The sequence below is a fragment of the Rhodococcus sp. MurmanLake-1 genome (assembly GCF_056945715.1).
Genome location: NZ_JBWZNF010000020.1, coordinates 34,834 through 57,167, shown reverse-complemented (window position 1 = coordinate 57,167; position 22,334 = coordinate 34,834). Strand labels below are relative to the sequence as shown.

At 59.3% G+C, this 22,334-nt stretch carries 15 protein-coding genes; 4 read left to right on the top strand and 11 right to left on the bottom strand.

The features are described 5' to 3' along the window. Positions 1 to 543: 543 nt before the first annotated feature. On the top strand, positions 544 to 2,295 hold the full coding sequence (locus tag AC2ETI_RS30680) for an ABC transporter ATP-binding protein (RefSeq protein ID WP_483634864.1): 1,752 nt from the start codon (positions 544 to 546) through the stop codon (positions 2,293 to 2,295). After that, positions 2,292 to 4,028, top strand: a complete 1,737-nt coding sequence (locus AC2ETI_RS30675) for an ABC transporter ATP-binding protein (protein ID WP_483634863.1) — start codon at positions 2,292 to 2,294, stop codon at positions 4,026 to 4,028. The genes AC2ETI_RS30680 and AC2ETI_RS30675 overlap by 4 nt, the downstream gene beginning before the upstream one ends. 1,345 nt (positions 4,029 to 5,373) lie before the next feature. Here AC2ETI_RS30675 and AC2ETI_RS30670 read toward each other — a convergent pair. The 8 genes from AC2ETI_RS30670 to AC2ETI_RS30635 all read right to left on the bottom strand — a co-directional run bounded on the left by AC2ETI_RS30670 (position 5,374) and on the right by AC2ETI_RS30635 (position 15,821). Next, positions 5,374 to 6,216 carry an aminoglycoside phosphotransferase family protein gene (locus tag AC2ETI_RS30670; RefSeq protein ID WP_483634866.1) on the bottom strand — a complete coding sequence of 281 codons (843 nt, stop codon included), beginning with the start codon at positions 6,214 to 6,216 and terminating at the stop codon, positions 5,374 to 5,376. A gap of 148 nt (positions 6,217 to 6,364) precedes the next feature. Next, positions 6,365 to 7,339, bottom strand: coding sequence for an NAD-dependent epimerase/dehydratase family protein (locus AC2ETI_RS30665; protein ID WP_483634862.1), 975 nt, complete (start codon positions 7,337 to 7,339; stop codon positions 6,365 to 6,367). A gap of 251 nt (positions 7,340 to 7,590) precedes the next feature. Then, positions 7,591 to 9,126: a carbamoyltransferase C-terminal domain-containing protein gene (locus tag AC2ETI_RS30660; RefSeq protein WP_483634861.1), complete on the bottom strand. Its 1,536-nt coding sequence runs from the start codon at positions 9,124 to 9,126 to the stop codon at positions 7,591 to 7,593. A 10-nt stretch (positions 9,127 to 9,136) separates the two neighbouring features. After that, on the bottom strand, positions 9,137 to 10,636 hold the full coding sequence (locus AC2ETI_RS30655) for a glycosyltransferase (RefSeq protein ID WP_483634860.1): 1,500 nt from the start codon (positions 10,634 to 10,636) through the stop codon (positions 9,137 to 9,139). Positions 10,637 to 10,896: 260 nt separating this feature from the next. After that, entirely contained in the window at positions 10,897 to 11,847 is a 951-nt protein-coding gene (locus tag AC2ETI_RS30650) for an ornithine carbamoyltransferase (protein WP_483634859.1), read from the bottom strand. Between the two features lie 22 nt (positions 11,848 to 11,869). Next, a complete protein-coding gene (locus AC2ETI_RS30645; protein ID WP_483634858.1) occupies positions 11,870 to 13,000 on the bottom strand; it encodes a scyllo-inosamine-4-phosphate amidinotransferase in 1,131 nt (376 codons plus the stop codon). Positions 13,001 to 13,037: 37 nt separating this feature from the next. After that, positions 13,038 to 14,015: a TauD/TfdA family dioxygenase gene (locus AC2ETI_RS30640; RefSeq protein ID WP_483634857.1), complete on the bottom strand. Its 978-nt coding sequence runs from the start codon at positions 14,013 to 14,015 to the stop codon at positions 13,038 to 13,040. A gap of 306 nt (positions 14,016 to 14,321) precedes the next feature. Further along, a complete protein-coding gene (locus tag AC2ETI_RS30635; protein WP_483634856.1) occupies positions 14,322 to 15,821 on the bottom strand; it encodes a nucleotidyltransferase family protein in 1,500 nt (499 codons plus the stop codon). A 281-nt stretch (positions 15,822 to 16,102) separates the two neighbouring features. Here AC2ETI_RS30635 and AC2ETI_RS30630 point away from each other — a divergent pair, with 281 nt between their 5' ends. Next, a complete protein-coding gene (locus tag AC2ETI_RS30630; protein ID WP_483634855.1) occupies positions 16,103 to 17,581 on the top strand; it encodes an aspartate aminotransferase family protein in 1,479 nt (492 codons plus the stop codon). Positions 17,582 to 18,099: 518 nt separating this feature from the next. Here AC2ETI_RS30630 and AC2ETI_RS30625 read toward each other — a convergent pair. Together AC2ETI_RS30625 and AC2ETI_RS30620 are read right to left on the bottom strand one after the other, a co-directional pair. Further along, positions 18,100 to 18,291 (bottom strand): hypothetical protein, encoded by a 192-nt coding sequence (locus AC2ETI_RS30625; RefSeq protein WP_483634854.1) that lies wholly within the window; start codon positions 18,289 to 18,291, stop codon positions 18,100 to 18,102. Positions 18,292 to 18,318: 27 nt separating this feature from the next. After that, a complete protein-coding gene (locus tag AC2ETI_RS30620) occupies positions 18,319 to 18,873 on the bottom strand; it encodes a hypothetical protein (RefSeq protein WP_483634853.1) in 555 nt (184 codons plus the stop codon). Positions 18,874 to 19,335: 462 nt separating this feature from the next. Between AC2ETI_RS30620 and AC2ETI_RS30615 the strand changes: the two genes are divergently transcribed. Continuing rightward, positions 19,336 to 21,450, top strand: coding sequence for a KAP family P-loop NTPase fold protein (locus AC2ETI_RS30615; protein WP_483634852.1), 2,115 nt, complete (start codon positions 19,336 to 19,338; stop codon positions 21,448 to 21,450). Positions 21,451 to 21,606: 156 nt separating this feature from the next. On the opposite strand, the gene AC2ETI_RS30610 is transcribed toward AC2ETI_RS30615, so the two are convergent. Further along, positions 21,607 to 22,239 (bottom strand): hypothetical protein, encoded by a 633-nt coding sequence (locus tag AC2ETI_RS30610; protein WP_483634851.1) that lies wholly within the window; start codon positions 22,237 to 22,239, stop codon positions 21,607 to 21,609. Between the last annotated feature and the right edge of the window lie 95 nt (positions 22,240 to 22,334).

The following is a 22,334-nucleotide window of genomic DNA, read 5'->3' as shown; positions in this document are numbered from 1 at the left end:
CCTCCCGACGCTTCGCGTCGGGAGACGGAAGCGAGTCGCTTCGCTCCCCGCCAGGGAGCCGCTGCGCGGCTCGCAGTGGGTCGAGTGCCGTTGCCGTCGATCGAGTCGCTTCGCTCCTCTGAATTCCGAATCTTGGTTCTCACCAATCGAATTCATCGCAACGCCTGAACCCGTACCCGACACCCGAACGAGGCTGGGGAGGAGGGGAAGGAACACGAAAAGCGCCCCGTCTCGCGTCCACTGCCTCGTCATCATCATGCTCCCAATCATACACTCACACCCACCAAACCGCAAAACAACCCGAAACACCGAAAACTACACCACCACAACAATATTCAAAGCTACCGAAACCACAGCTGTGCACAAACCACGAAATTTGCTCTACACCAACCAAATACCGAAACATATTTACACACAACAACATTCAAAACTCAAGTCTAAAATCATGTCGATCGAACGCCCCCACAAAACACGCCCGGAACGGCGAGCGGGAACGTTCTCTTGGTAGGGCGAGACAGTCGAGAATCCGCTAGGTTCTTAGTCATGGGGCGGGTAGACGGGATATGGGGCGCCGAGCCCGGCGCGTTCCGCTCGACGGACCCGCTCCCGACAACCTCCGGGCAGGTGTTGAGGGCGATGCTAGGCGCTCAACGTCAAGCAGTGCTGGCGGGCGCACTGTGCGGGATCGGGTGGATGGGCTCGCTGGCGGCGGCCCCGGTCGTGCTCGGGGCCGTGATCAATCAAGCCCTCTCCGGTGGCGCGGCATCACTCGCTGCCTGGCTCGGCGTCCTCGCCGTGGTCGGTGGGGCACAAGTCGCCACAGAGTCGGCACGGCACTGGATGTCCACCCGGCTCCTGGCTGGCACAAAACTGGCGGTAGTCGAGTTGGTGACCCACCGCGTGTTGGACCCGCGTGGCTCGACCCGGGCCACGGCTCCAGGCGAGCTGGTTTCTCGGGCGACTGCGGACGCCACACGTCTCGGCGGCATCGCGGACTTATGCTGTCGGGGTGCCGGCGCGGTAGTGACCTTCGCGGTAGTCGCGGTAGGAATGCTGATTTTCCAACCGCTGCTCGGGCTGGTAATACTCGCCGGTCTGGTGCCCATGCTGGCTTTGTTGGGACCAATGTGGCGGCCACTGGAGCGTCGCGCCCGGGCCGAGCAGGCTCGGATCGCCGACGCCAGCGCGGTCGCAGCGGACTTCGTCGCCGGGCTTCGCATCCTCAAGGGCCTGCGCGCGGAACCCGTCGCGGTAGCGACTTTCCAGGGCCGGACCGAGGCGGTCCGGCAATCCGCACTGCGGGTGGCGCGCCTCGACGGAGGTTTTGAAGTCGTAGAGGTCTTGATCCCCGGGCTATTCCTCGCCCTGGTCACAGCGGTCGGCGGACACCTCGCGCTGGACGGTGAACTCACCATCGGCGAGCTCGTGGCCTATCTCGGGCTCGCGCAATTCCTGCGCATCCCGCTGGGCACCTTCGCCGAGCTCGGCTCGGTCTGGTCACAGGGTTTGGCTGCTGCCGGGCGAATAGCCGGACAGCTCGCAGAGCCAGTCGCTGTCGAGGACGGCCCCGATGTCACTCCATGCGGGATGGACCTCAAGCTGGTGGACGTCCACCTCGACGGAGTGCTACGCGGTCTAAACCTCGAACTTCGATCCGGCGAGACCGTGGGGTTTGTCGCAGCCGATCCCCGAGTACCGGCTGCGATGAGTACGCTGCTGGCTCGTGTCCGCGACCCTGATGCCGGAATAGTCCTCCTTGGCGGTGTCGAACTGCGCGCCATGGCGCTGACCGACCTGTTCGCCACGATGCTGGTGGCAGAGTACGACCCCTTTCTGTTCGCAGCGACCCTGGCACAAAACGTCGCTGTCGATCGAATGTTCGGTCCTGTCCACCTCGAGGCTGCTCGCACCGCCGCGGTCGCGGAGATCACCGAGCGGCTCCCCGACGGATGGGACACGGATCTCGAGGAACGGGGCCGCACCCTATCCGGCGGGCAGCGACAACGCGTCGGGCTCGCGCGGGTTCTCGCCGCGGACACGCCGATCCTGGTGCTCCTCGACCCGACCTCCGCGGTCGACGCGCACACCGAAGCCATGATCGTTTCCGCCGCACTCCCCCGAGGAATGAACCGGACGACCTTGCTGATCACCACCAGTCCCGCACTACTCGTGGCCACCAACCGGGTGGTGTATATCGAAGACGGGCGGGTGGCGGGTTCCGGCCGGCACCCTGATCTACTCGCCGCGTCCCCCGGTTACCGCGATGCTGTCGATCTAGGTGGCACACCGACATGACAGACTCCACTCTGCCCACAGCTGACCTGAGACAGACTCGGCGTGAGGCAATGCGCCTGCTGCTGTCCCGGCGCGGGGCGGTAGTCGGGGTCGTGATGCTCTTCGCCCTCGGCACCGCGGTCACTCTGATCGGACCCCGCCTAATCGGACTGGTAGCCGACGAGGTCGCCGAGGGAGGCGATCGCGCGATGATCAACGCCGCCGTCGGTGGGTTCGTCGCTGTTACCCTGGTCGGCGCGATCCTGGCCTACCTAGGCGCAATCCGCGCCGCAGCAGTCGGGGAGGACGTGCTTGCCGACCTGCGCCGAGACCTCTTCACTGCTGCACTGGCGATCCCACAGGCCACCATCGAGCGCGCCGGCACGGGCGATCTGCTCGCCCGCGTAACCGGCGACATAGCCACGCTCACCATTGCAGTACGGCGGGCCGTTCCCGCGATGACCCTCGCGATGGTCGAGGTCGGGCTGACCGCGGTCGCAATGCTGGTGCTCTCCCCGATTCTCTCCGCTGCCGCACTCATCGGGGTTCCGATCGCGGTCGCGGTCAGTCGCCGGTATCTGCGCCAATCCGGTCCGACTTACCGCACCCTCCAAGAACGGTCTGCAGAGGTGACCACCGAGCTGCACGAGGCCTTCTCCGGTACCGCAGCGCTTCGCGCACACCGCCTCGGACTGTCTCGGGCCGCGCGGATCCGCGACGCCAGTGCTGGACGGTTCCGTGCTTCCATGGCCGGCGCAGCCCTGCGCAACTGGCTGCGCGGTGGCATCAACCTCGCCCAAATCCTGTCCCTCGCCGCGGTCCTCGCCATCGGCGCCGCATTGGTCTCCGCAGACCAAACCAACATCGGCACCGTCACTGCCGCCGCGTTCTACGTCCAACGCCTCGCCGGGCCCACCGACGTCATCATGGAGACCATCGATTCGCTGCAGACCGCGCAGGCCGCACTCGCCCGGATCGTGGGGGTCACCGGCCTCGCTCCCGCCGCTCCGGTGACAGAAACAACCGACATCTCCTCCCCTACCTCACCGGCGATCCAAATTCGCGACGTGCGGTTCGGCTACCGCCCCGGCCAAGATGTGCTCCACGGCGTCAGCCTCGACGTCCCCGCCGGGCAGCGCCTTGCCCTCGTTGGTCCCTCCGGAGCCGGCAAGTCAACTCTCGCCGCGCTCATCGCGGGCATCCACCCTGCGCGCAGCGGCCGCCTCGACGTCTCCGGTCCGGTCGCACTGCTCACCCAGGAAGGTCACACCTTCCTGGGCACGCTCGCCTCAAACTTGCGTCTGGTACGCCCCGGCGCTACCGACACTGAACTGCGTGCTGTGCTCGCCGTTGTCGGCGCCACTGACTGGGTCGATGCGCTCCCCCTCGGCCTGGATACCCGCGTCGGTGCGGACGGTCACCGCCTCGCCACCGCCCAGCACCAGCAGCTCGGACTCGCGCGCCTTGTCCTCGCCGATCCTGCTGTAGTCGTCCTCGACGAAGCCACCGCCGACTTCGGCTCGGGTGCCGTCCGCACCGTCGAACGCGCTCTCGACGCTGCTTTGACCGGCCGCACTGTCGTCACCATTGCGCACCGGTTACATGCCGCCCGCACGGCCGATCGCATCGCCGTGCTCCGCGACGGGCGTCTGACCGAACTCGGCACCCATGAAGAACTCCTCGCCGCAGCAGGCGACTACGCCGCCCTTTGGGCTCATTGGGACCTCCATCGCACCGCGGTTCCAAGGGCGTGAGGTCGGAGCCCGGACTGCGCGCTCAGCCGTCGGGGCTCCGTTCGCGGGCAGAGAATCTGTCGTCGACAGATCAGCGACGATCCAAGATTCGCGATCGGACGGAACTCTGCACTCGCAACGTGTTAGAGGAAATCGTTCATTCCCAGTCCACCTCGTGCCTTGAAATCTCTATTCAAGGTAAATAGCGGTCGACCGACTGACACGAAAAATCACGGTACTGCGGCAATACCTCATGCACCGAATTGTCGGTTGAATAAGCTCGCTCGCGCAGAGCAGAAGTGGCATCCGATAATAACGTGTTTCGATTCTCCAATAGGCCAGCTCGTTCCCACCACCAGTCAGTGCCACTCGCGTCAATCACACATGGACCGGAAGCGCTATACATCTCAGAAACAGCACCAAGGACACGATATAATTCCCAGAGATCAAGAACTGCTTCACTCGTGTCATTCCACGGGCGGCCACACTTCGTTCGGAGAAGCTCCTGCAGAAGGATATGCAGGTCAGACCGGTCGATTGTCACACTGTTACATTGAACTCGCAGTTTGCTTGCCAATGAGCAGATCTGATCTGATACATCCTCTCTGGGGCCAGCCCGTAGAGCGGCCGTTAGCGCCGCTGATCCGAGAAGCCTCCCGCCTTCCCTTACGACATCCGCCGGCTCATCCGCAGTATGAACATAGTTTTCGAGAGGGTGCGCACTCGAAAGGAAGGATCGGAGCTCCCATCCCTGTCTGTCAACTTTCATACCACGCCCCTTCAGGTCAGTCATTACGACTGAGCACGGTAAGGAAGCTAGTGGCGATTGCATTTCGAAGAGGACCAGAATAGAATCGCATGCCCCGAAGAGTAGGTCGATTAGCTGCAACCGTTCACCTGACGCAATATTTAGCACGTATCTCCAGAGTTCACGTGCCGAATCTGGGGTAATCCCGACAGGCGTGAACATGAACGGCATTAGTCCAGCCGCGGAAAAATAATCGAGCGCACTCCGCACTTTGTCATGCGCGATGGCATCAGGGCGAAATAGGCAGAGCCCGACATTACGTATTTCGTTTCCTAGTTCTTCATCAGATCCACGCCTCGACAATGCGAGACTGTAGAGCGATTCTCGGAAGCCCGGTTCATACGCGAAGAGCGTAGCCTTCACATCTTGACCCGTTAGATTTTCACGTGCAAATTCCTGGGAGCGCTCCCAGTTGAAGAAGTTTCTCGCTTTGCCCTGAATCATGTCACCCGATTCTCACTCGATAGCATGCAGGATAGTTACGGCAGAACTAAGTCACTGTGCATCACGAACCGAGACTGCGAGGTTCGGAATATTACCTCGCCCTCCTGACCGGTCTCATTCACGTACTGAGCTCATCAAAATGGAGATGTAGGCGTCCAACCGATCTTCCACACCACGTGCGGTGAGGTCCGTCCTTCCTGCTTCGCGCCATGGTTGTGCCCACAACTGCACTTCCTCTGAGCACGCCAGTGCGTCCCGCACTCGCCAGTACCGTCGATCTCTTGCTGTCGAAGCCAGCGCCCCGCCGGCCTCCTCGTACGCCGCTGCGAAACGCAGGCCCCATTCTGGACCGTGCAGCAGCGCAAGATTGGTCGCACAATGCGCTACATCGAGGTCCGCCGGACCCCAGGAAGTCCCGGCCCAGTCGACAACGCCGGTTATTCGAGAAACTGCCGATCCTGAAGACGGCACGTCGAACAGTACGTTTCCAGGCTGAAAGTCCCGGTGCAGTATTCGACCTTCATAGGGCGGCGCTGGCGCTCGGATCACATCGATTGCCGCAGCCCAGGCCTCTGCGTGAGCCCTCTCGGGAATAACGACTGTTTCGGCAGTCGTCAACGACTGATATTCCCGGGGCCGGTGGGTTGTTCTCAGCGCATGGACCGCCACGAGAGCACGAGCAAGCAGGACGATTCGCGTCGCCAATCCTTCATCGACAAGAACCGTACTGCCCGGCAGATGGGTCATCAGGAGCGATGGATACTCACATTGCATTGCAGTTGGATCAACCGCGATCAGACCAGGAGCTGGCACACCGGTTCCCACTAGCAGTTTCAGCGCGCCAGTCTCCCTGTCCAGCCAGTCTTCTGCGTGCCGCAATGGGAACGGGTCGACATAACTCCTAAGTACCAGGAAGCGCGTAGCTCCTCCACGTGTGGCGATGGTCAGCTTCCGCATTTCTGCCGTGATACCGCCGTGTAGCGCCTCCTCCCCAATGATCCGTTCGCCGGTCTCCAGATGCCGACTGACCCAACTCATGGTCATCGGTCGCACAGTCATCGCCTCATCTCATTTGGTCACTGGAATGCCGAAAAATGCGGTTCCTCTACAGGACAGGCACGTTCGAGCTAAACCACTCGATTGTTCGGCGCAACCCTTCACCGAGGTCGATGGTCGGGAACCATCCGAGCTCCCGCTCGGCCAACGAGATATCTGGGCATCGCCGCTTCGGGTCTTCCTCAGCTCCGTCCACGTAGCGCAATAACGACCGACTGCCGGTGATCTCAATAATGCGCAGTGCCAATTCCCGCACACTGATCTCATATGGGTTTCCGATATTAATTGGGCCCCGGCAATCGCTTGACGCCATTGCAAGAACACCACGTACAAGGTCGTCCACATAACATAGAGACCGTGTCTGTTCACCGGTTCCCATCACCGTCAACGACTCCCCAGCCAATGCCTGGCGAATGAAATTTGGTACCGCTCGGCCATCGTACGAACGCAGACGTGGACCGTATGTATTGAAGATACGCACAATACCCACGTCAACGCCCTCCGTTTTACCGAACGCCACCGTTGATGCCTCAGCAAATCGTTTGGCTTCGTCGTACATCGACCGAGGACCGACGGGATTGACATTGCCCCAGTAGTCCTCCCGTTGGGGGTGCTGAAGCGGATCTCCGTAGATTTCCGATGTCGAAGCCATCACGAACCGTGCTTTACGGGTACGTGCCAACTGCAACGCGTTGAACGTGCCTGCACTTCCGACGCGCAATGTCTCTAAGGGCAGCGCCGCATATTGCGGCGGCGAAGCGGGCGAAGCGAAGTGGAGGACGAGGTCCACCGGACCATCGATGGTCAGCTTGTCGCTAATATCCTGCCTGACCAGGCTAAACAGTGGGTGGTCCTGCATATGCGCCACGGCCTCCGGTGAACCGGTACAAAAGTTGTCTACACAGATCACCTCCGTATTCGCATTGACGAGAGCCTCACATAAGTGGGAACCGATGAATCCTGCGCCGCCCGTCACAACAGCACGGCCGAACGGTCTACTCAGACCGCTGGATTTCAGGTCCATTACAACACCAACCTTTGGTCCGCTGACCTCGGCTTGCTCACCTTCTGCGACGCGAATTCGAACAATGATTCCAGCGCTCGTAGGTCAGATGCGCCATGTCGCTCCGGCGCCGGGCCCAAGATGGGCCGGACGCGAACAAAGAACGCATCAAATATCACTCGCACGCAAAGGCGGGCGATATCGCCCAGTGGTTTCCGATTGATCAACACGACCGCCGACTACCTTTCTTGATTCTCCAGTCAGCTCGTGTTCTATGTCAATGACATCCGAGAATACGAACGAGTTAGGCGTTGATCGCCGAGATAAAGCACATCGACGTCAGTCTCAGCGAGAAATTGCCGTGCATCGTCCGGCGTGTCGACCATGGTCTGGCCAGCAATGTTCATCGATGTGTTGAGAAGCATCGGCACCTCACCGCGCTCCTCTAGGGCTGACAGCACGGTGTGAAGGAAAGGGTGCTGCCCCGGAGTAATCGTCTGAACCCGGCTTGTCCCGTCAGCGTGCACAATGGCTGGGGCACGCTCCGCTGTCTCGGCCTTGGCGAGGTATGCGTAAGTCATATACGGGGACAGCTGTTTGCCATCAAAAAAACGATTCAGATCTTCGGCCCGGATTATCGGGGCGATCGGCCTGTACGCTTCACGACGCTTGATGTGCTCACTCACCCGTAGCCGGATCTCTTCATTGCGCGGGATAGCCAGGATAGACCTGTTGCCTAACGCCCTGGGGCCCGATTCCGATCGACCGGTGTAAAGCGCGACCACGCGGCCAGCGCTCAGGTCGTCGACCATTGTGGTGGCTGATTTCTTGGTCGCGCAAAGGCCATAATCACGGCCCAAATATGGACTTGACGTGACTGTATCGGGATAACGGTCCCATACGGCGCCCAACGACTGGCCCGCGTCGGATGGCATGGGAGGAATGAACACTTCGCTATAGATGCCGCTGTTCGCCAACCGGCCGTTCGCAACCACGTTCATCGCGCAACCACCCACCAGAGCCAGACGAGGCGACAACGGCCGGAAACGGGCAGCGACCTCCAACAACTCTTCCTCCCATTCCTTCTGCACGGTGGCAGCGAAATGGCGTCGCTTTTCGTCGGGGTTCGAGGAATAGACATCGCTGATGCCATACCGTCGCCGGAGATGATCCACACCTTCAAGGTTTGCGCGGTTGAAATCGTCGACGTCTGTGCGTATGCGTGCAGCGAGTTCAGGGTCATGTCGACCGTATGCCGACAACCCCAGCATCTTTCCGGAGTCGGAAGAATTGGCAATCATATAGTCGGGCTGAACCGTGATCTGAGTGGCTGTCCCGTACACCCTCCCAGTCAAGAAGGTGCGCTCAAGAACAGCGACGCGGTCAACTCTGCCCTGGTCATAGAGGTACATGGAGGTGGCTCCGTCTTCAGACCAACCGTCGGCGCACAGCACCAGGCATTGGTCGAACCCAGAGGGAAGAGCCGTCCCGATGTGGTTGAGGTGGTGTCCGGTGATCGTCGGAATGAACTCCCGCCGGCCGAGGCTGATTGGATATGCGAGGTCGTACTTCGCGCTCCATTTTGCTACCAGTACCTCGTCGACAGCCTCCTCGTCGGCATCGAGATAGTGCAGGGCCGTCTCAACCACTTCGTCCATCTGCTCGGCGCTGGCGGCGAGGTGTTTGATCCCGAGGACACGCTCGGCTTCGAGGTGGAGCAACACCCTGTCGCGGGAAGCGATGGTCACGTTTGAATCGTGATCACCGAAGAAGATCGATAAGACAAGTCGATCATGCTGACTGTTCATTCGAAAATCCTTAACTGTGGGCTAATGGATTCGGAAATGCGTACCCTTGGACGACTAATTCCTGAACGAGATATAGCGGTAAGTGATATTCATCCATAGAAGGGCAAGCCATAATTTCAACCGTATCGGAATTTTCCGTGTCGATACAGAACTCTTGACGCCCACGATGCGGATCGTCGATTCTCAGATTCTGCCCGGAAAAGCTCACCCATGGAGCGAGGATGTAAGATTCCCCTTCCTCGAAAATTAGCGGCTCATCCATACCGTACGCTTCAAAAAAAGCTTGTGCCGCGGTGTCGCCATAATCTGAATATATCTTTCGAGCACCGCCGAACATAGCCCTTCGTTCATCGAGATGCCGCAGCACCGGCGACTTTGTCAGCGACACAGCTGGCCCGTCGAGCGTATCGATTAATTGGTACGTTCGTGCCGCCACGGCGCTGTCCGAGAACTCGGCGCGCGCCCGGTTGAGGGAGGTGTTCTCCGCAACCACTGTCACCGAACTTTCGATTGACCTCAGGATGGCGTCTGCGAGCGAATAGGGCTCCACAACTGGCCCTTTGGTCGATTTTCGGACAGGGACAAGCGTCAATTGGCCGGGGAACCACTCTCGCCAGTCGCGGGGGCCACCCCACTCTGTTGACACCACCTGGTGGCCATTGGCCAATGACGCGAGTGCGGATGATCCAAAGTTCTCATCGGAAAGCAGCGTCGGATGAACGAATATGTACGGCTCCATATGCACGTTATAGAATAGCCAATCGCGCGGCTTCATTCCGTGCCATGTAACCGCATCAGCCACACCCAACGACTCGGCCAGTTCTCGAAGATAAGAACTATAGTTATCATATGCGAGGCCCATCATTGGGCTACCAGGACTGCTTTCGCCGCCAAATATATCTAGCGTTATCCCCGGAACAGGGTTACGCCCATTACGTAATATCCACAGAGCAAATAGCAGGGTATGCAAATTTTTCTGCTCAGCGATTCGACCGACGTAGGCTAACCGTACAACTTTGAGTCGATTATCGCGATTCTCGCCGTTTAACTTGTATTGACTCACCAGCGGAAATGGAATGACCTTGATTTGAGCCTCAGGGAAGCAAAGACGGGTAGCGTTCGCTTCAGATTCGGAAGCTACCACGAAAACGTCTTGTTCGGTCAGTACGCTTGAAAGTTCTCCGAAAGCCTCAAACCCCTCGGTCGAATCTCCGTGTACGTAGATGATCATCGGCACGTCGACTTGCATCCGAGACCGCAGGAGCAACGCAATCTCGACAATCTGAGGCGTCACGGCAGCCAGGACCACGAACTTCAACGTGGAAGTGGAAGTTTCTACATACTGCTTGATCTCCGGTAGCAGTGGAAGGCACAACACACGGACGTTCTCCGGCTTGCAGCGACCGATGCTGGTCCAGACGCGTTCAATTGCCGGAAATATTTCTTGCATGCTCCACCACCAGTCTTTTTCCCTGGTAGTCAGCACTAAAACGTCATCTTTATCCGACATTTCACTGCTCCATCATTCAGTGTCGTTACCGCTCGGCTCAGGCTTACCCGACGAGAGCGACTTAAAGTCCACGTAAGTTACTGCGGCACAAGGGCGATCGTCGTGGGCATTGTGAGAGACGGCAGCAGCTTTGCAACGTACCCGGTCGGCCCACAGGGGGTGCAAGGCGACGGCGTGCACGGAGCCTGGCTAGTGTGTTGCTACGTCGTTGTCGTCAGCCCGCAGACACCCGCGCGAGACCTCTGGCGCCAGTTGATGTCTCATGACGATGCTCCTGTTGCCCAAAGCAACGCGGCCGCCGCCGCGGACGCCTTGTGATAAACCTGCCGCTGCACGAGCGAGGTCACGCTGATACCGTCCAGGACGTCGGACGTTACTTCTTGGCCACGAACCGCAGGCAGATCGTGCATGAACACCGCTTCACGGGGCCCGCTGAACCGCTTGATCAAATCCTTTGTGACAGCGAATTGCTCAAATCGAGACAACCATTCCGGATCCTGACGTGCCGCGGTCATCGAATGCCACCGCGCCGTGTAGACCACGTCGACAGCGTCAGGCGATGCAGGCAATTCGTCGTGCTGGCGAACGGCGTTTCGGCCGCACAGAGCATTCAGCGAGTCGACCTCTTCCGAGGAGAAGCCGGAACCAACGGGGCTGTATACGTCGAAGCTATGGAACGGAAGCTTGCAGACAAGAAAAGCCAACGCCCTAGCTGTGTTGTTCACCTCGCCTAGATAGGCCAGGCGCAACCCCTCAATGTCACCGAAATGCTCTCTCATTGCGCAAAGGTCCGCGATTGCCTGGGTGGGATGCTCTTCCAAAGTCAGAGCATCAATCGTCGCCGGTACGTGCACCGCCAGTTCAGCTAGGTGGCTTTGCGGGCCATTGGTGCGGACGACGACGACGTCGAGGTAGTTAGCCAGCACCGCTCCTGTGTCACTCCAAGTTTCACCGGTCGAAATCTGCACATCGGCATGGCCGAGGTGCAATACGTCGCAGCCCAGACCCCGCGCCGCTGCCCAAAACGAGATCCGGGTTCTGGTCGACGGCGCGGTAAACAACAGACCTACCTTCGTGCCGGCCAACCGCCCCGCGAACGCCTCCGGCTCCAGGCCGTACCGAGATGCGATATTGCCAATATCCGTGATGTCGTTCGTGCTGAGGGCCGCTAGGCTCAACAGCGGTCGTCGGTTTGAAACATCAGAAGTCACTGAAAATCACCCGTTCCTCTGGTTAGTCTAAATAGCATTCGAGTCCGCCCTCGCGCACCGTATCCAATGTGACGCAGTGGAATCCGCCGCCGAGGACGCGTGAGTGCCGCAGCTGGCGCGGCAAGACCGTGATACCTCTGGACTCCAGCAACCGGATCAGATTCGGTTGGTTTCGATCGACGATGGCCAATTCCGGGTTGACCACCAAGAGGTTCATCCCCACCCAGGGCGTGCTGAGGGTACGAGGCAGCAGTGGGGCAACTGGTTCGTCAATCGGCGGGCACCAGATCACGTCCCACCCCCGTAGCACCTCAGGGATGGCGTCTGGCTTGACACGCTCCGGATTAAGCAACACCAGACCAGGCCGCAGAAAGCAGATCGTGCTGTCGATGTGCGTGCCTTGGTAGAGACCGCGCAATGGGTGCACTCGGATATCACCCAGCAACTTCAACGTCGACTGCAACCAGCGTAGCCCCATCTCGTTTCCGCTCCGAGATACCTGATAGAAGACGTCCCGCCCGAGGCGTAAGACGTTCGCGGCCTCGAACGCCGGCTCGACTTCGCCCAGCGTTGGGCTGCCTGTTTCATCGGTGAGGAATAACTCGTCCTGCAGCTGCGGCCGCGGAGCACTCAGCCATCCCGCACCTCGCACTAAGTAGTCCTGAAATAGCTCCCGCAGATTCGACAACTCGAAGTACCGGCCACGCGACGGACTCGGCGTTTCGATGATCGTCGAACCAATGACCAGAGCCAAGTCGCGGGGGCAATACGAGTGACGACCCCGAGTACGCCAGCCAGGGCCGCCGAACTCCTGCTCGTGGTCGGACGCGGGCGGCTGATGAACAGTTACGCCCAACTCGCGCAGTGTAGTCACGAGATCGGCGAGGTCTTCGTTCGTTTCCTCAATGACTTGGGCTGGGAACCGCCCGCCTACCCGCTTTCGTTCGGATGGCGACAGCTCGGGATAGTCATTGAGCCAGGCAGAAGAATCGGTCTGCGCTGGAACTCCCGCGTGTGTGGCGTCGCCAACAACGACCTCCCGCAAGGGAGTGAACTCGTCCCAGGAGTTCACTGCATTTGGCAGACTATTTTGGGGCACATTTCGTTCTAGCTCAAGGCTTGATGTTGACTGCGTGCCGGGCAATACTGTCATATTGGTCCCCTGTGAGTTCTGGATGATTCTGCAGTGCCTACTCCGGCACTCGGGTTCCCCAACGGCGGAACGTCAGGGCAGATCCACAGACCATAGTTCGCATTAACCAACGGTCTGTTCCGTCAAAGCGCGCGGCGAATGGCGTGCGAGCGTGAACAACGCGCTTATTGTCAAATATCAGTAGATCCCCCCTCTCCATTACATGACGTAGGGCGACATTGTCCAGAGCTGCGCCTAGCGCGCGAAGAGCTTCTGCAGCTTCCGAATCGGATTCGTCGGCGGGTTCAATATGGTGCGTGTCGTAAGCAATTTCCGGAGCTGAATCCGGCCCTGAGAGGATTGCAATACGTCGCATAGAAATCTCACCTGAAAGTTCGTGTGCCGGGTCTGGTCGCACTTTGAATCGCCGCTCACGCAAAACCGCCATTAACTCACGTGAAATCTCAACGTCCTTTGCCTGCGCATACATCGATGCGCCTGATGGATCACCCCGGAGGCAAAGCAGACCTGCGTAATCGCATCGATCATCACGAAAGCTGTCCTCACAGTGCCAATCGAGCATCCCGGTGCTGCTCTGGCTGGTCTGGGTGAACTCCATAGTTCGCACAGGGACCATGCTTTGGACAATTCGGCCGTTGTAGAGGGTCGAGTAGTTGAATGGTTCCCCGAGCATCACCGTCACACTGGCGAGTAGTAGTGCCGCACTCTGTGCTGTGTCCGCCAGCGGCGCCCACGGCGCCTTTACTGTGTCCGGAAAGATCGCGCTGTCGGGTAGGAGTCCACGCAAAATCAGTACGTCTCCAGCCGGCGCATAGCGCCTGTACTCGATGACGCGGCGACGCACTTCGGCCGGTAGAAGGTGAGTAGCTTCTACCGCCAGATCGACGAACTGATCAGGCTTTAAAGTCTCGAGATCTCGGTTTCTGACCAGTCGCTCGATCGCTTCCCACAGATCTTCAGCTTCATGTGGACTTAGCCTTATCTCCGCTGTAGGGGCACTAACCGAACGGTTCATTCTGATCTCCTCGTCCTGGTATTCTCGACGTCTATCCGTATTTTTCCGCTGGGCCGCCCAGTGCGGGGAACAAGCATTCTCCCGAACCGGAGTCAGTCAACCTCTCACATTTCGAGTAATCGAAATCAGAAGAGTCGAGTCAATTCGAGCAATCAGATCACGTAATGGACGTTGTCGCTGCACTCCCCACCGACCTCGAACTGTCCTCACTGCGGCGATCACAGAACTATCAGGGTGGTATTAATTTCTCTAACATACAACGCAAAATACTGTTCAAATTCGGTCGTAACTTCACTTTATGCGGCATTAGAGCACAATGCGGAGAGGGGCGAGGGTGGCGCTTGTATTTCCGTCGCGGTCCGTCCGCGCCAAGCCGACAAATATTGTCACATGCTCACTCTGAAGCAGTTTCAGCACGGCAGGGTCGGACAGCACGATCTCAGTCACGTATCCACTATCCGAACTGCGTTGAGCACTGCGAGCGGCGTTCAGGCCGCGGACGCTAACGGGCCCTTCGTCGAGGAAGTTCACGTCGTAGGTCCACTCCGCGACCGCCGCACCGCCGAGGTCCACCCGAAATCTGTCTGTCGACGGCTGCTGAGGTGGGACGTCGATCCGGACCGCGAAGGTATCAGAGGTCCAACTGACAGACAGAGAAAACGCCACCTCTCGGCCGGCTGTCGACAGCACCTTGGGAAGAGCGCCCACCTGTATTGCGGAAGCATCCGAACGCCGGACCTCGGATACCCCCACCTGATCCGCAATCTCGTCGATCGTCGGGTGCCGAGCCCACCGGTAGGTGCCTTCCTGTGGAATCACCGACCAGAAGAAGTCCCAGACTCCACGAGGAAATTCGTCCAGACCATCATCGGCATCGCGGGTCAGAGTCGAGCGAGTGGGAAGGCCTCCCGAACCTCCGTGGATCCGCAGCATTGCGTTGATCCATCGCACGGCATCGTGAGCATTGAGTTCGTCCACGAGGTCAAGGAACAGCGTTCGATCAAATTCTGGACGCGCCGCAATTCTTGACATCTCCGCGAGATCGCCGAGCCGAAATGGGAGCGCCGCCCGCGTGAAATTGGACCACAGGCGTGTGTAGTCCTTAAACATGTTTGCGCAGCAAATCAACGCGCTCATTGTCAGATTAGGAACCGTGATCCGGCCAAGTTCGCTCGGCTTCGCTTCGATCGAGTTTTCCTTGCACAGGTCGTAACGAAGCGGAGTCATGTTTATCTCACCAATAGAGACCCCCGACCCTGTTACCCCTTCTGAATAATTCCAGATCGGGAAATATCTGTGAACGTCGAACTCGACCTCACCTTTCCCTGCCGACAGCCACTCATGCGGACTCTTATGTGCAGCCTTGACGTAGCCGTCATGCAATAAAGACTTGCCCACAAGATCGCCATCCGCGGGAAGGATATCGAAATCTTCCGCGTATCTCTGTGTGCTCAGATCGCATGTGGCGGCGTAAATGGCCGGACCCTTCAGAACAATCACCGTCTTCGCGCTATCTGGGAGCAGACGCTCCAGATCAAGTAAGGCAGACACCTGTATAGCCAGAAGATCCCTCCAAGCCGCTTCGACCTTGCGCAGTTCATCAACTAGTTCGGAACTATCAAAGACGGTCATGCCACGCCCGAGCTTACTCAGCATTCTCCCGACCAATCGATGCGCGCGAATAGACGCAACTAATACCTCGACGTCGACGTCGAGTGCATCCGGGGGCGATTCCCTGAAATCCGCCGCCCAAAGCAACAGTTGGGCGGTCGCGTCGGTAGGGAGTTCGGGAAATTTGTTCGACATTGAAAAAAATTTAGCGTGCACCGCCCGTAGATTCCAGACCGAACCGCCCAATTTGATGGACGTTCACGTTTTGTTCAGAATTCGCATTGGTTATATATCGAGAATTCATGACGAATATACGCATAAGACGTGAAATCGATGTATCCGTCTCTACTCCAGAGATACCCGAAACATGATTCATCGTGAAACCCCGAGGATGTACGGCATCAAGGTGACCAAGAAAATTCCCGCATGGAAGCTACGGTGTATCCGAAGGACGAGCCAAATCCAGTGATCCGCCGGTGGCCGAGCAGATCAACGTCCACCTGACAAAGTCGGGGCGTTTCCAATCCGCCTCGCATACACGAAATGTGCCGCACTATCCCGCTAAAGGAGCTACCTTCATGACCGTCCCAGTTAGATTTGCGGAACACGACACCAATCGAGATCTTTTCCGTGAACGGACGCTCCCCGGTCCCGCGTCCTCGAAGCTGCTGATTATGCAAGACCAGCAAGAATCAAATGCTCGTACTTACCCGCGGCACTTGCCCTTTGGAATCGCGAGCGCCAGCGGATCACTTGTCACGGACGTAGATGGAAATCAATACGTTGACCTGCTCTCGGGCGCCGGCGTTCTCGCACTGGGCCATGGCCATCCCGAACTGGTCGCCGCGGCTCGACACCAGTTGGGTGTACTTACTCACGGTCTCGACATGCCGACGCCCAGCAAAGCTGAATTCACAGGAAAACTGCTCTCCCGAATCCCTGGCTATTCAAGCGACATAGCGAATTGGAAACTCCACTTTTGCGGTCCAACGGGCGTGAATGCTGTTGACGCAGCAGTCAAACTGGCACGCATCGTCACGGGACGCCACAACATTGTCAGCTTTCAGGGCGGATTTCACGGCACAACCCATCTCGGGATGGGCCTGACCGGTCTCCTCTCACAGCGCGCCGGTATCGCTGGAATCGGCGACGGTGTCACTTTCCTGCCGTACAGCGACGATCGAAACTACCCGGGACAAGGAGAGGACGGCGTCGCACGCCACATCGAACTGATCGAAACAATGCTCGCCGATCCCAACGGTGGCATCGCGCCGCCCGCCGCCATCATCGTCGAAATCGTGCAAGGCGAAGGTGGGGTCGTCATCGGCGCACCCGCTTTCATCACGGCGTTGGCGGACATCGCCAAACGTATCGGTGCGCTGTTGATCGTCGACGAGATACAAACTGGCTGCGGCCGCACAGGAAAATTTTTCGCGTACGAACACCATGGCATAACCCCCGACATCATCTGCCTATCGAAGGCTCTTTCCGGACTCGGGACACCTGCCGCGCTCATCGCCTACCGCACCGAGCACGATCACTGGCAACCAGGCACACACACTGGGACATTCCGCGGGAATCAACTCGCCTTCGCCAGCGGAAACGTCTTCCTCGACATCATCGACCGTGACGAAATCCTCACTCACGTGCAAAGTATCGAGCAAGTCATCTCACAAACACTCGCGCCACTCCAGCAATTCAGACGTGTGCATGAGGTTCGAGGGGTGGGTGCAATGTGGGGCGTCGAATTCGTTGATACAACTGGCCTCCGCAATAGCGGAGGTGCCCTCGCACTTGCAGTGCAAAAGGCATGTGTTGAGCGCGGGATCATCACCGAGGTCGGTGGAAGGAACGACAGTGTGCTCCGACTCTTGCCGCCGCTGAACATCGAACTCGACCTGCTTTCGGAGGCGTGCACCATCATCGCGCAGGCGATTGAACGCCTAACTGCATGATGCGAGAGGCGGGTGACGCAGCGTCGACGATTCGGAGGGCTGTCACCTTCGCCCCACGGTTTCCGCCCGCGAGCCTGCCGAATCGGATTCTCCAGCGTGCCCGCCACGAACGACGAGGTGCTGACTGATCAACAAAATGCTTGGGCACAAAGAGGGATGCGTTCAACTCCCTGCCCCGAACGGTGAGAATTCTCATCACTGATTCCCTTCGGATGAAGCAGTTTCCAGGTCTCAGGCTCACGGGAACGTGTGCCACAGGCGGCGACAAGTCCGGAACTGCGACGACGACGGCTGTGCGATTGCGTTTCGTGTTGCCTGGTGGCGAACATTTCGTCGCAATGCCGCGCGCGCCTCGATTTCGCGCGGGTCCTTCGTCGATCGCTAGGCGCTTCCGGCGTTGTCGCGTGCTCGCGCCTATACGATCGACTTCCGAACAGCCCAGGTATCGCCCAAACGGGCAGCAGGGAGTAGTAGTCGACGACGACCAACCGGCCACCGCTTGGCCGTTTTGATGGATTTCAGGATGCACTGGCGGCGCCCAGTTCTTCTGCTGCTTCGCTGACGGTTACGAGCGCCGGCAGCTCCGCGGCTTCGGTGTGCCTGTCAAAGTCCGCCGCAGGCAGCACACGGAGCGACACCAGCGACGGCGGGTACTGGCCGAGGATCGCCAATGCGGTGGTGTTGGCCTGGCGGACGGAGTCTGCGGGCATAGCAACTGCGCCTCGACGACTCCGGCGTCAGTTCCGCAACATGCTACGGAGCCAGCGGACAGACCGGACAAGCCTGGTGTCCGCGAGTGACTGCGCCTCCTCTACAACTGTCACTGCAGCGCGATTGCGCTCTTCCAACCAGTCGAGGCGCATACGTCGGCGGCGGTCGTCGTATGCGATAAGTTCTTCGCGTAACTCGGCCCGAAGCTCGGCGACTGTCGCCGTGGCTCCGAGCAATTCGAAAAACGAGGAGCCCGCAAACGTGCGCATCACACCGTGTCTCGTCCAGTAGATCCCGACTCGTTCGATGCGGTGCGCGTCGTCGAAGTCGAGCAGGGTGTAGAAGTCGAGCAGGGTGTAGCCGGCGAGCTGATAGACATCGGATTTGTTCACGGCCGTCGCGGCATGCGTCGATTTGAAGTCGAGAAGCAGCCCATCGACCAGAAGGTCAGCGTCGGCTCCCCCGATAAGATCGGACCCGGCGAAGCTCATACCGGTGCTCACCCGTATTGCGTTGTCACGCAACGCGCCCAGACCGCCGCCACAGCGCCGGGATCCCTTGAATTCACTAGATTTTGCCATCCCTTCGTCCCCACTCGGGAGCGGGCACTGGCAGCCATCTGTTCCTGTGTCTTGAGTGGCAGCAGACTCTTTCGGGCTGGGAAGCCGTGCAGCACTTTGTATTCACGCGCTGTCATATCGTGATTCCGGTAGATGTGCATCCCTAGCCCGGAAACTCGAGTCCCGCATTCATGGCACAACAAGCCTTCAGCAGTCTCCTCGATGACCCCGTAGTGGCCGAATCCGTCAGGATCTCCGACCTGCATGGGCTCTTCAGGTAATTGCCCTACGAAAGGGATTTCAGGCTCTCGCTTCACCCTTTCTTGGTCGCCTGTTCAGACGCGATTGGAGGGAAGAAATACCCGATTCGTAGATGCCGGCGGACTCGCACCGCCCGATCCGTGAGCCGCGCCGTCCGGCACGTGTAAATCAACACGTACCGTACGGTGATCCTGCTCGTCAGCAGCCTGCGATCATCACAGCGTGAGAGACACACGTGCAGATTCCAGTACCGACTCGGCGACGGAGATCAATCCAGATGTCGAGATCAAGTACCTGAGACAAGATCGACTCGGCCGCGGGGACTACTCCCGCCGAATCGCGAAGCGAATCTGTCACGCAGGTGACGGCCCCAGCGTGGTCTTCGGACTTGCCGGCCCCTGGGGAAGCGGCAAGTCCTCGGTCTTGAACATGATCACTGAGGTCCTGGAGGAGGAGCGCTCAGACTACTGGTCCGTCGTTTCGTTCACGCCGTGGTCGGCTGGAGATCCGTTGGCGCTGACAGAAGAGTTCTACAACGCGATCGCCGCCGCTATGCCCGAGGGCCAGGACGGAGAGACGGCTAAACGACTTCTGGCTGCTGCGGCTCCGGCTGGGGCGGCGGTACTCAAGGTCCTCGGAACATCGCTCGTCGAGAAGTACGTAGGCAAAGGCTTCGTTAAGGACGCGCTTGGCGTGGTGTCGGACACCGTCGCCGACCAGGCTGGCGACTTCGCCTCGGATGTGGAGCCGGATCCGTTCTCCCGGCGGTTCACCAAGATCTCCGAGGCGATCGGGAAAACGGGTAAGAACTTTCTCGTCATTGTCGACGACGTCGACCGACTGCACTCCGACGAACTGCTATCAGTGATGAAGGCAGTTCGGCTTCTGGGTAGGTTCGATCGTGTCCACTACTTGCTGTCCTACGACGAAGAGACAGTGATCGATGTCCTCGTAGAGACAGACCTCGCCCGAAACAAGCGGCGGCGCGCCAGCAAGTACCTCGAGAAGATCGTCCAGTACCCCTTCGTGCTTCCACCGATCCAACTGCAACACCTCGCGACCGAGTTCCGAAGTCAACTACGAGGAGTCGCAACGACCCACGATGCGGCGTTTTTGTCGAACACCGACGGCGAGTTCGATGGCCAAGGTGAAGATATCTCTGACCGCGTCTTCGCTCTCCTTCCGACAGACCGCCTCACGCTGCGCAGCATCTACCGACTGTGCAATCAGGTCGACATCATGCTCTCACTCGTCGGCGGCACCGAGTTGGACCTGTTCGACGCCACCCTGATGACCTTCATTCGGCTCGAATATCCGCCCTTGTACACCATGCTTCCCCGCTGGCGTAAGGAACTCGTCGGCAGTTCGCCGACTTGGGACCAGAAACCGAAACTCACCGCAACACAGCGGCAGGAACAAGTCGCCGAACTCGTCGACCTCGCCCCCGAAAGCCTCGAAGCCGAACTGCTCTACGCCGTGCTCGTCAGCCTGTTTCCCCACACGCTCCCGCGCCCCACGGGGTTCTATGTCCGGACCCGCGACACGCGCTGCCAGGTTCGTGACACAACATATTTCGAACGGTATTTCGCGTTCGGACTACCGGTCCGCGATATCCGAGATGCCGACGTCCAAGGCGAACTGGCGCAACTGGTGCACACCGGTGCGTGGCCGGACACGTCCATCATGCGCGAGTGCCTACCCGACGAGCAACGCCGGCGCCTTCTCCGTGGCAAAGTCACACAGAACCTTGGCATCATCATCGCGGCCCCATCACCACAAAGTGCACAGGCCGCCCATCTGCTCACCCGCGAATTCCCCACAGACGAGCGGGACCTGGCCTTCAGCGGGTGGTCCAGCGTGATCTACGCACTTCTCGGACATGCGATTTCACAAACGGAGGCGGAAGCGGCGGAGAAGATCGTCACCGATTACCACGGTGAATTCGGCCTCCCCACCACCATCGACGTACTCTCCCACCCAATCGAACTTGCCTCGATCGACACCGCCAAGGTCGTCGCAGCCACCAAAAAAATCAGGGAAGAAGTTCTCGAACGATCCATGCTGGATCTGACGACCGACATACCACCTGACAAACGACGAACGCATACCGTCGCCAGTTTCATGCACTACCTCGACGACGACCTCTGGGCACAGCTCAGCCAGAGAGCGCAGGAGCAACTGGCATCCGACGCGGACGTGACCCTACCCAGCCTCGGCGCAAGATTCGTAAGCATGAGCGGGCGCACAATCGATGAAAGCGGCGCGCTTGAGATCTTGCACCACGAGTTCTTGCAGATCGAATTGCAAAACTTATTCCGCGCGAGCAATGGAGCCTAGAACAGCTCCCCGAGCTCGAACAGGACACTGTCGATACGAACGACACATCACTGGCCAACCGCACCACCTACGCCGCCCTCGCCCTGAACCAGATCTTGAAAGCGGACACACCGAATAGCCAGTAGATCTGTTGCAGCCCGTCACCTTCTGAACGGTCTATCTTCTCAGCTGCTCGTCGGCGAAGTTCCGTCTGTCTCGTTCCCCGACGTCGAGGTGAAGGGGTTCGCGAGATTCGCTGGTATCGCGGCGATCGGGGTCGACATCGGGGTCAGCAGGTAGTCCGCAGAGTGGGCGTTCTGCATCGCCCGCGATGTCGCTGCCGTCGATCCAGCCTGTCGGGTCGACTTGGTTCCTGCCGCCACCATCCGTGTTTGATTTCCCTGCACCTGAGAACAAGTCACGGGCGCGTGCCTCTGCCCCGTTCCACAGCGAGAGGCCGGGATTACCACCGACACAGCCTCCGGCGATCGCCCCGATCGACACAGGCGTCCCCGAACCCTCCACGAGGGTCGTGGGCCAGAAGTCCTCGGTGGCCGCATGTGTGGCGGGGAGAGGGATCTCGGAGGATGGGCACCGGCGGTGGTCGCCCCCGATTTCCACCCAGATCAGCCGCGGAGCCTTTCGGCGTCGCCACCGTCGTTCGGCCGGGTCGTTGAATCCGCGGATCCAGTGCCTGCCTTCAGCATCGGCGATCGGCGTTCCCTCTGTAGTAGCGCGCAGTTGCTCGGCACTGCCATAGACCCGCCCCCGGTTGAGTACTGCGTCGAAGTCGCTTTCGTAGCTTGTCATCGATCCCCCTGATGGTCCTCTGGTTTCGACGACCGTAGCGCCGCAAGCCGACAAGTATGCACAAGAGCGGGCGGTGGAGAAGGCGATGTGTTCGA

What these genes read in the sequence shown, in the direction of transcription:
- AC2ETI_RS30610 (WP_483634851.1), bottom strand. Translation starts at nt 22,239, where the DNA reads ATGACAAGCTACGAAAGCGACTTCGACGCAGTACTCAACCGGGGGCGG.
- AC2ETI_RS30675 (WP_483634863.1), top strand. Translation starts at nt 2,292, where the DNA reads ATGACAGACTCCACTCTGCCCACAGCTGACCTGAGACAGACTCGGCGT.
- AC2ETI_RS30620 (WP_483634853.1), bottom strand. Translation starts at nt 18,873, where the DNA reads ATGGCAAAATCTAGTGAATTCAAGGGATCCCGGCGCTGTGGCGGCGGT.
- AC2ETI_RS30640 (WP_483634857.1), bottom strand. Translation starts at nt 14,015, where the DNA reads ATGAACCGTTCGGTTAGTGCCCCTACAGCGGAGATAAGGCTAAGTCCA.
- AC2ETI_RS30655 (WP_483634860.1), bottom strand. Translation starts at nt 10,636, where the DNA reads ATGTCGGATAAAGATGACGTTTTAGTGCTGACTACCAGGGAAAAAGAC.
- AC2ETI_RS30625 (WP_483634854.1), bottom strand. Translation starts at nt 18,291, where the DNA reads ATGCCCGCAGACTCCGTCCGCCAGGCCAACACCACCGCATTGGCGATC.
- AC2ETI_RS30665 (WP_483634862.1), bottom strand. Translation starts at nt 7,339, where the DNA reads ATGGACCTGAAATCCAGCGGTCTGAGTAGACCGTTCGGCCGTGCTGTT.
- AC2ETI_RS30635 (WP_483634856.1), bottom strand. Translation starts at nt 15,821, where the DNA reads ATGTCGAACAAATTTCCCGAACTCCCTACCGACGCGACCGCCCAACTG.
- AC2ETI_RS30645 (WP_483634858.1), bottom strand. Translation starts at nt 13,000, where the DNA reads ATGACAGTATTGCCCGGCACGCAGTCAACATCAAGCCTTGAGCTAGAA.
- AC2ETI_RS30680 (WP_483634864.1), top strand. Translation starts at nt 544, where the DNA reads ATGGGGCGGGTAGACGGGATATGGGGCGCCGAGCCCGGCGCGTTCCGC.
- AC2ETI_RS30670 (WP_483634866.1), bottom strand. Translation starts at nt 6,216, where the DNA reads ATGCGGAAGCTGACCATCGCCACACGTGGAGGAGCTACGCGCTTCCTG.
- AC2ETI_RS30660 (WP_483634861.1), bottom strand. Translation starts at nt 9,126, where the DNA reads ATGAACAGTCAGCATGATCGACTTGTCTTATCGATCTTCTTCGGTGAT.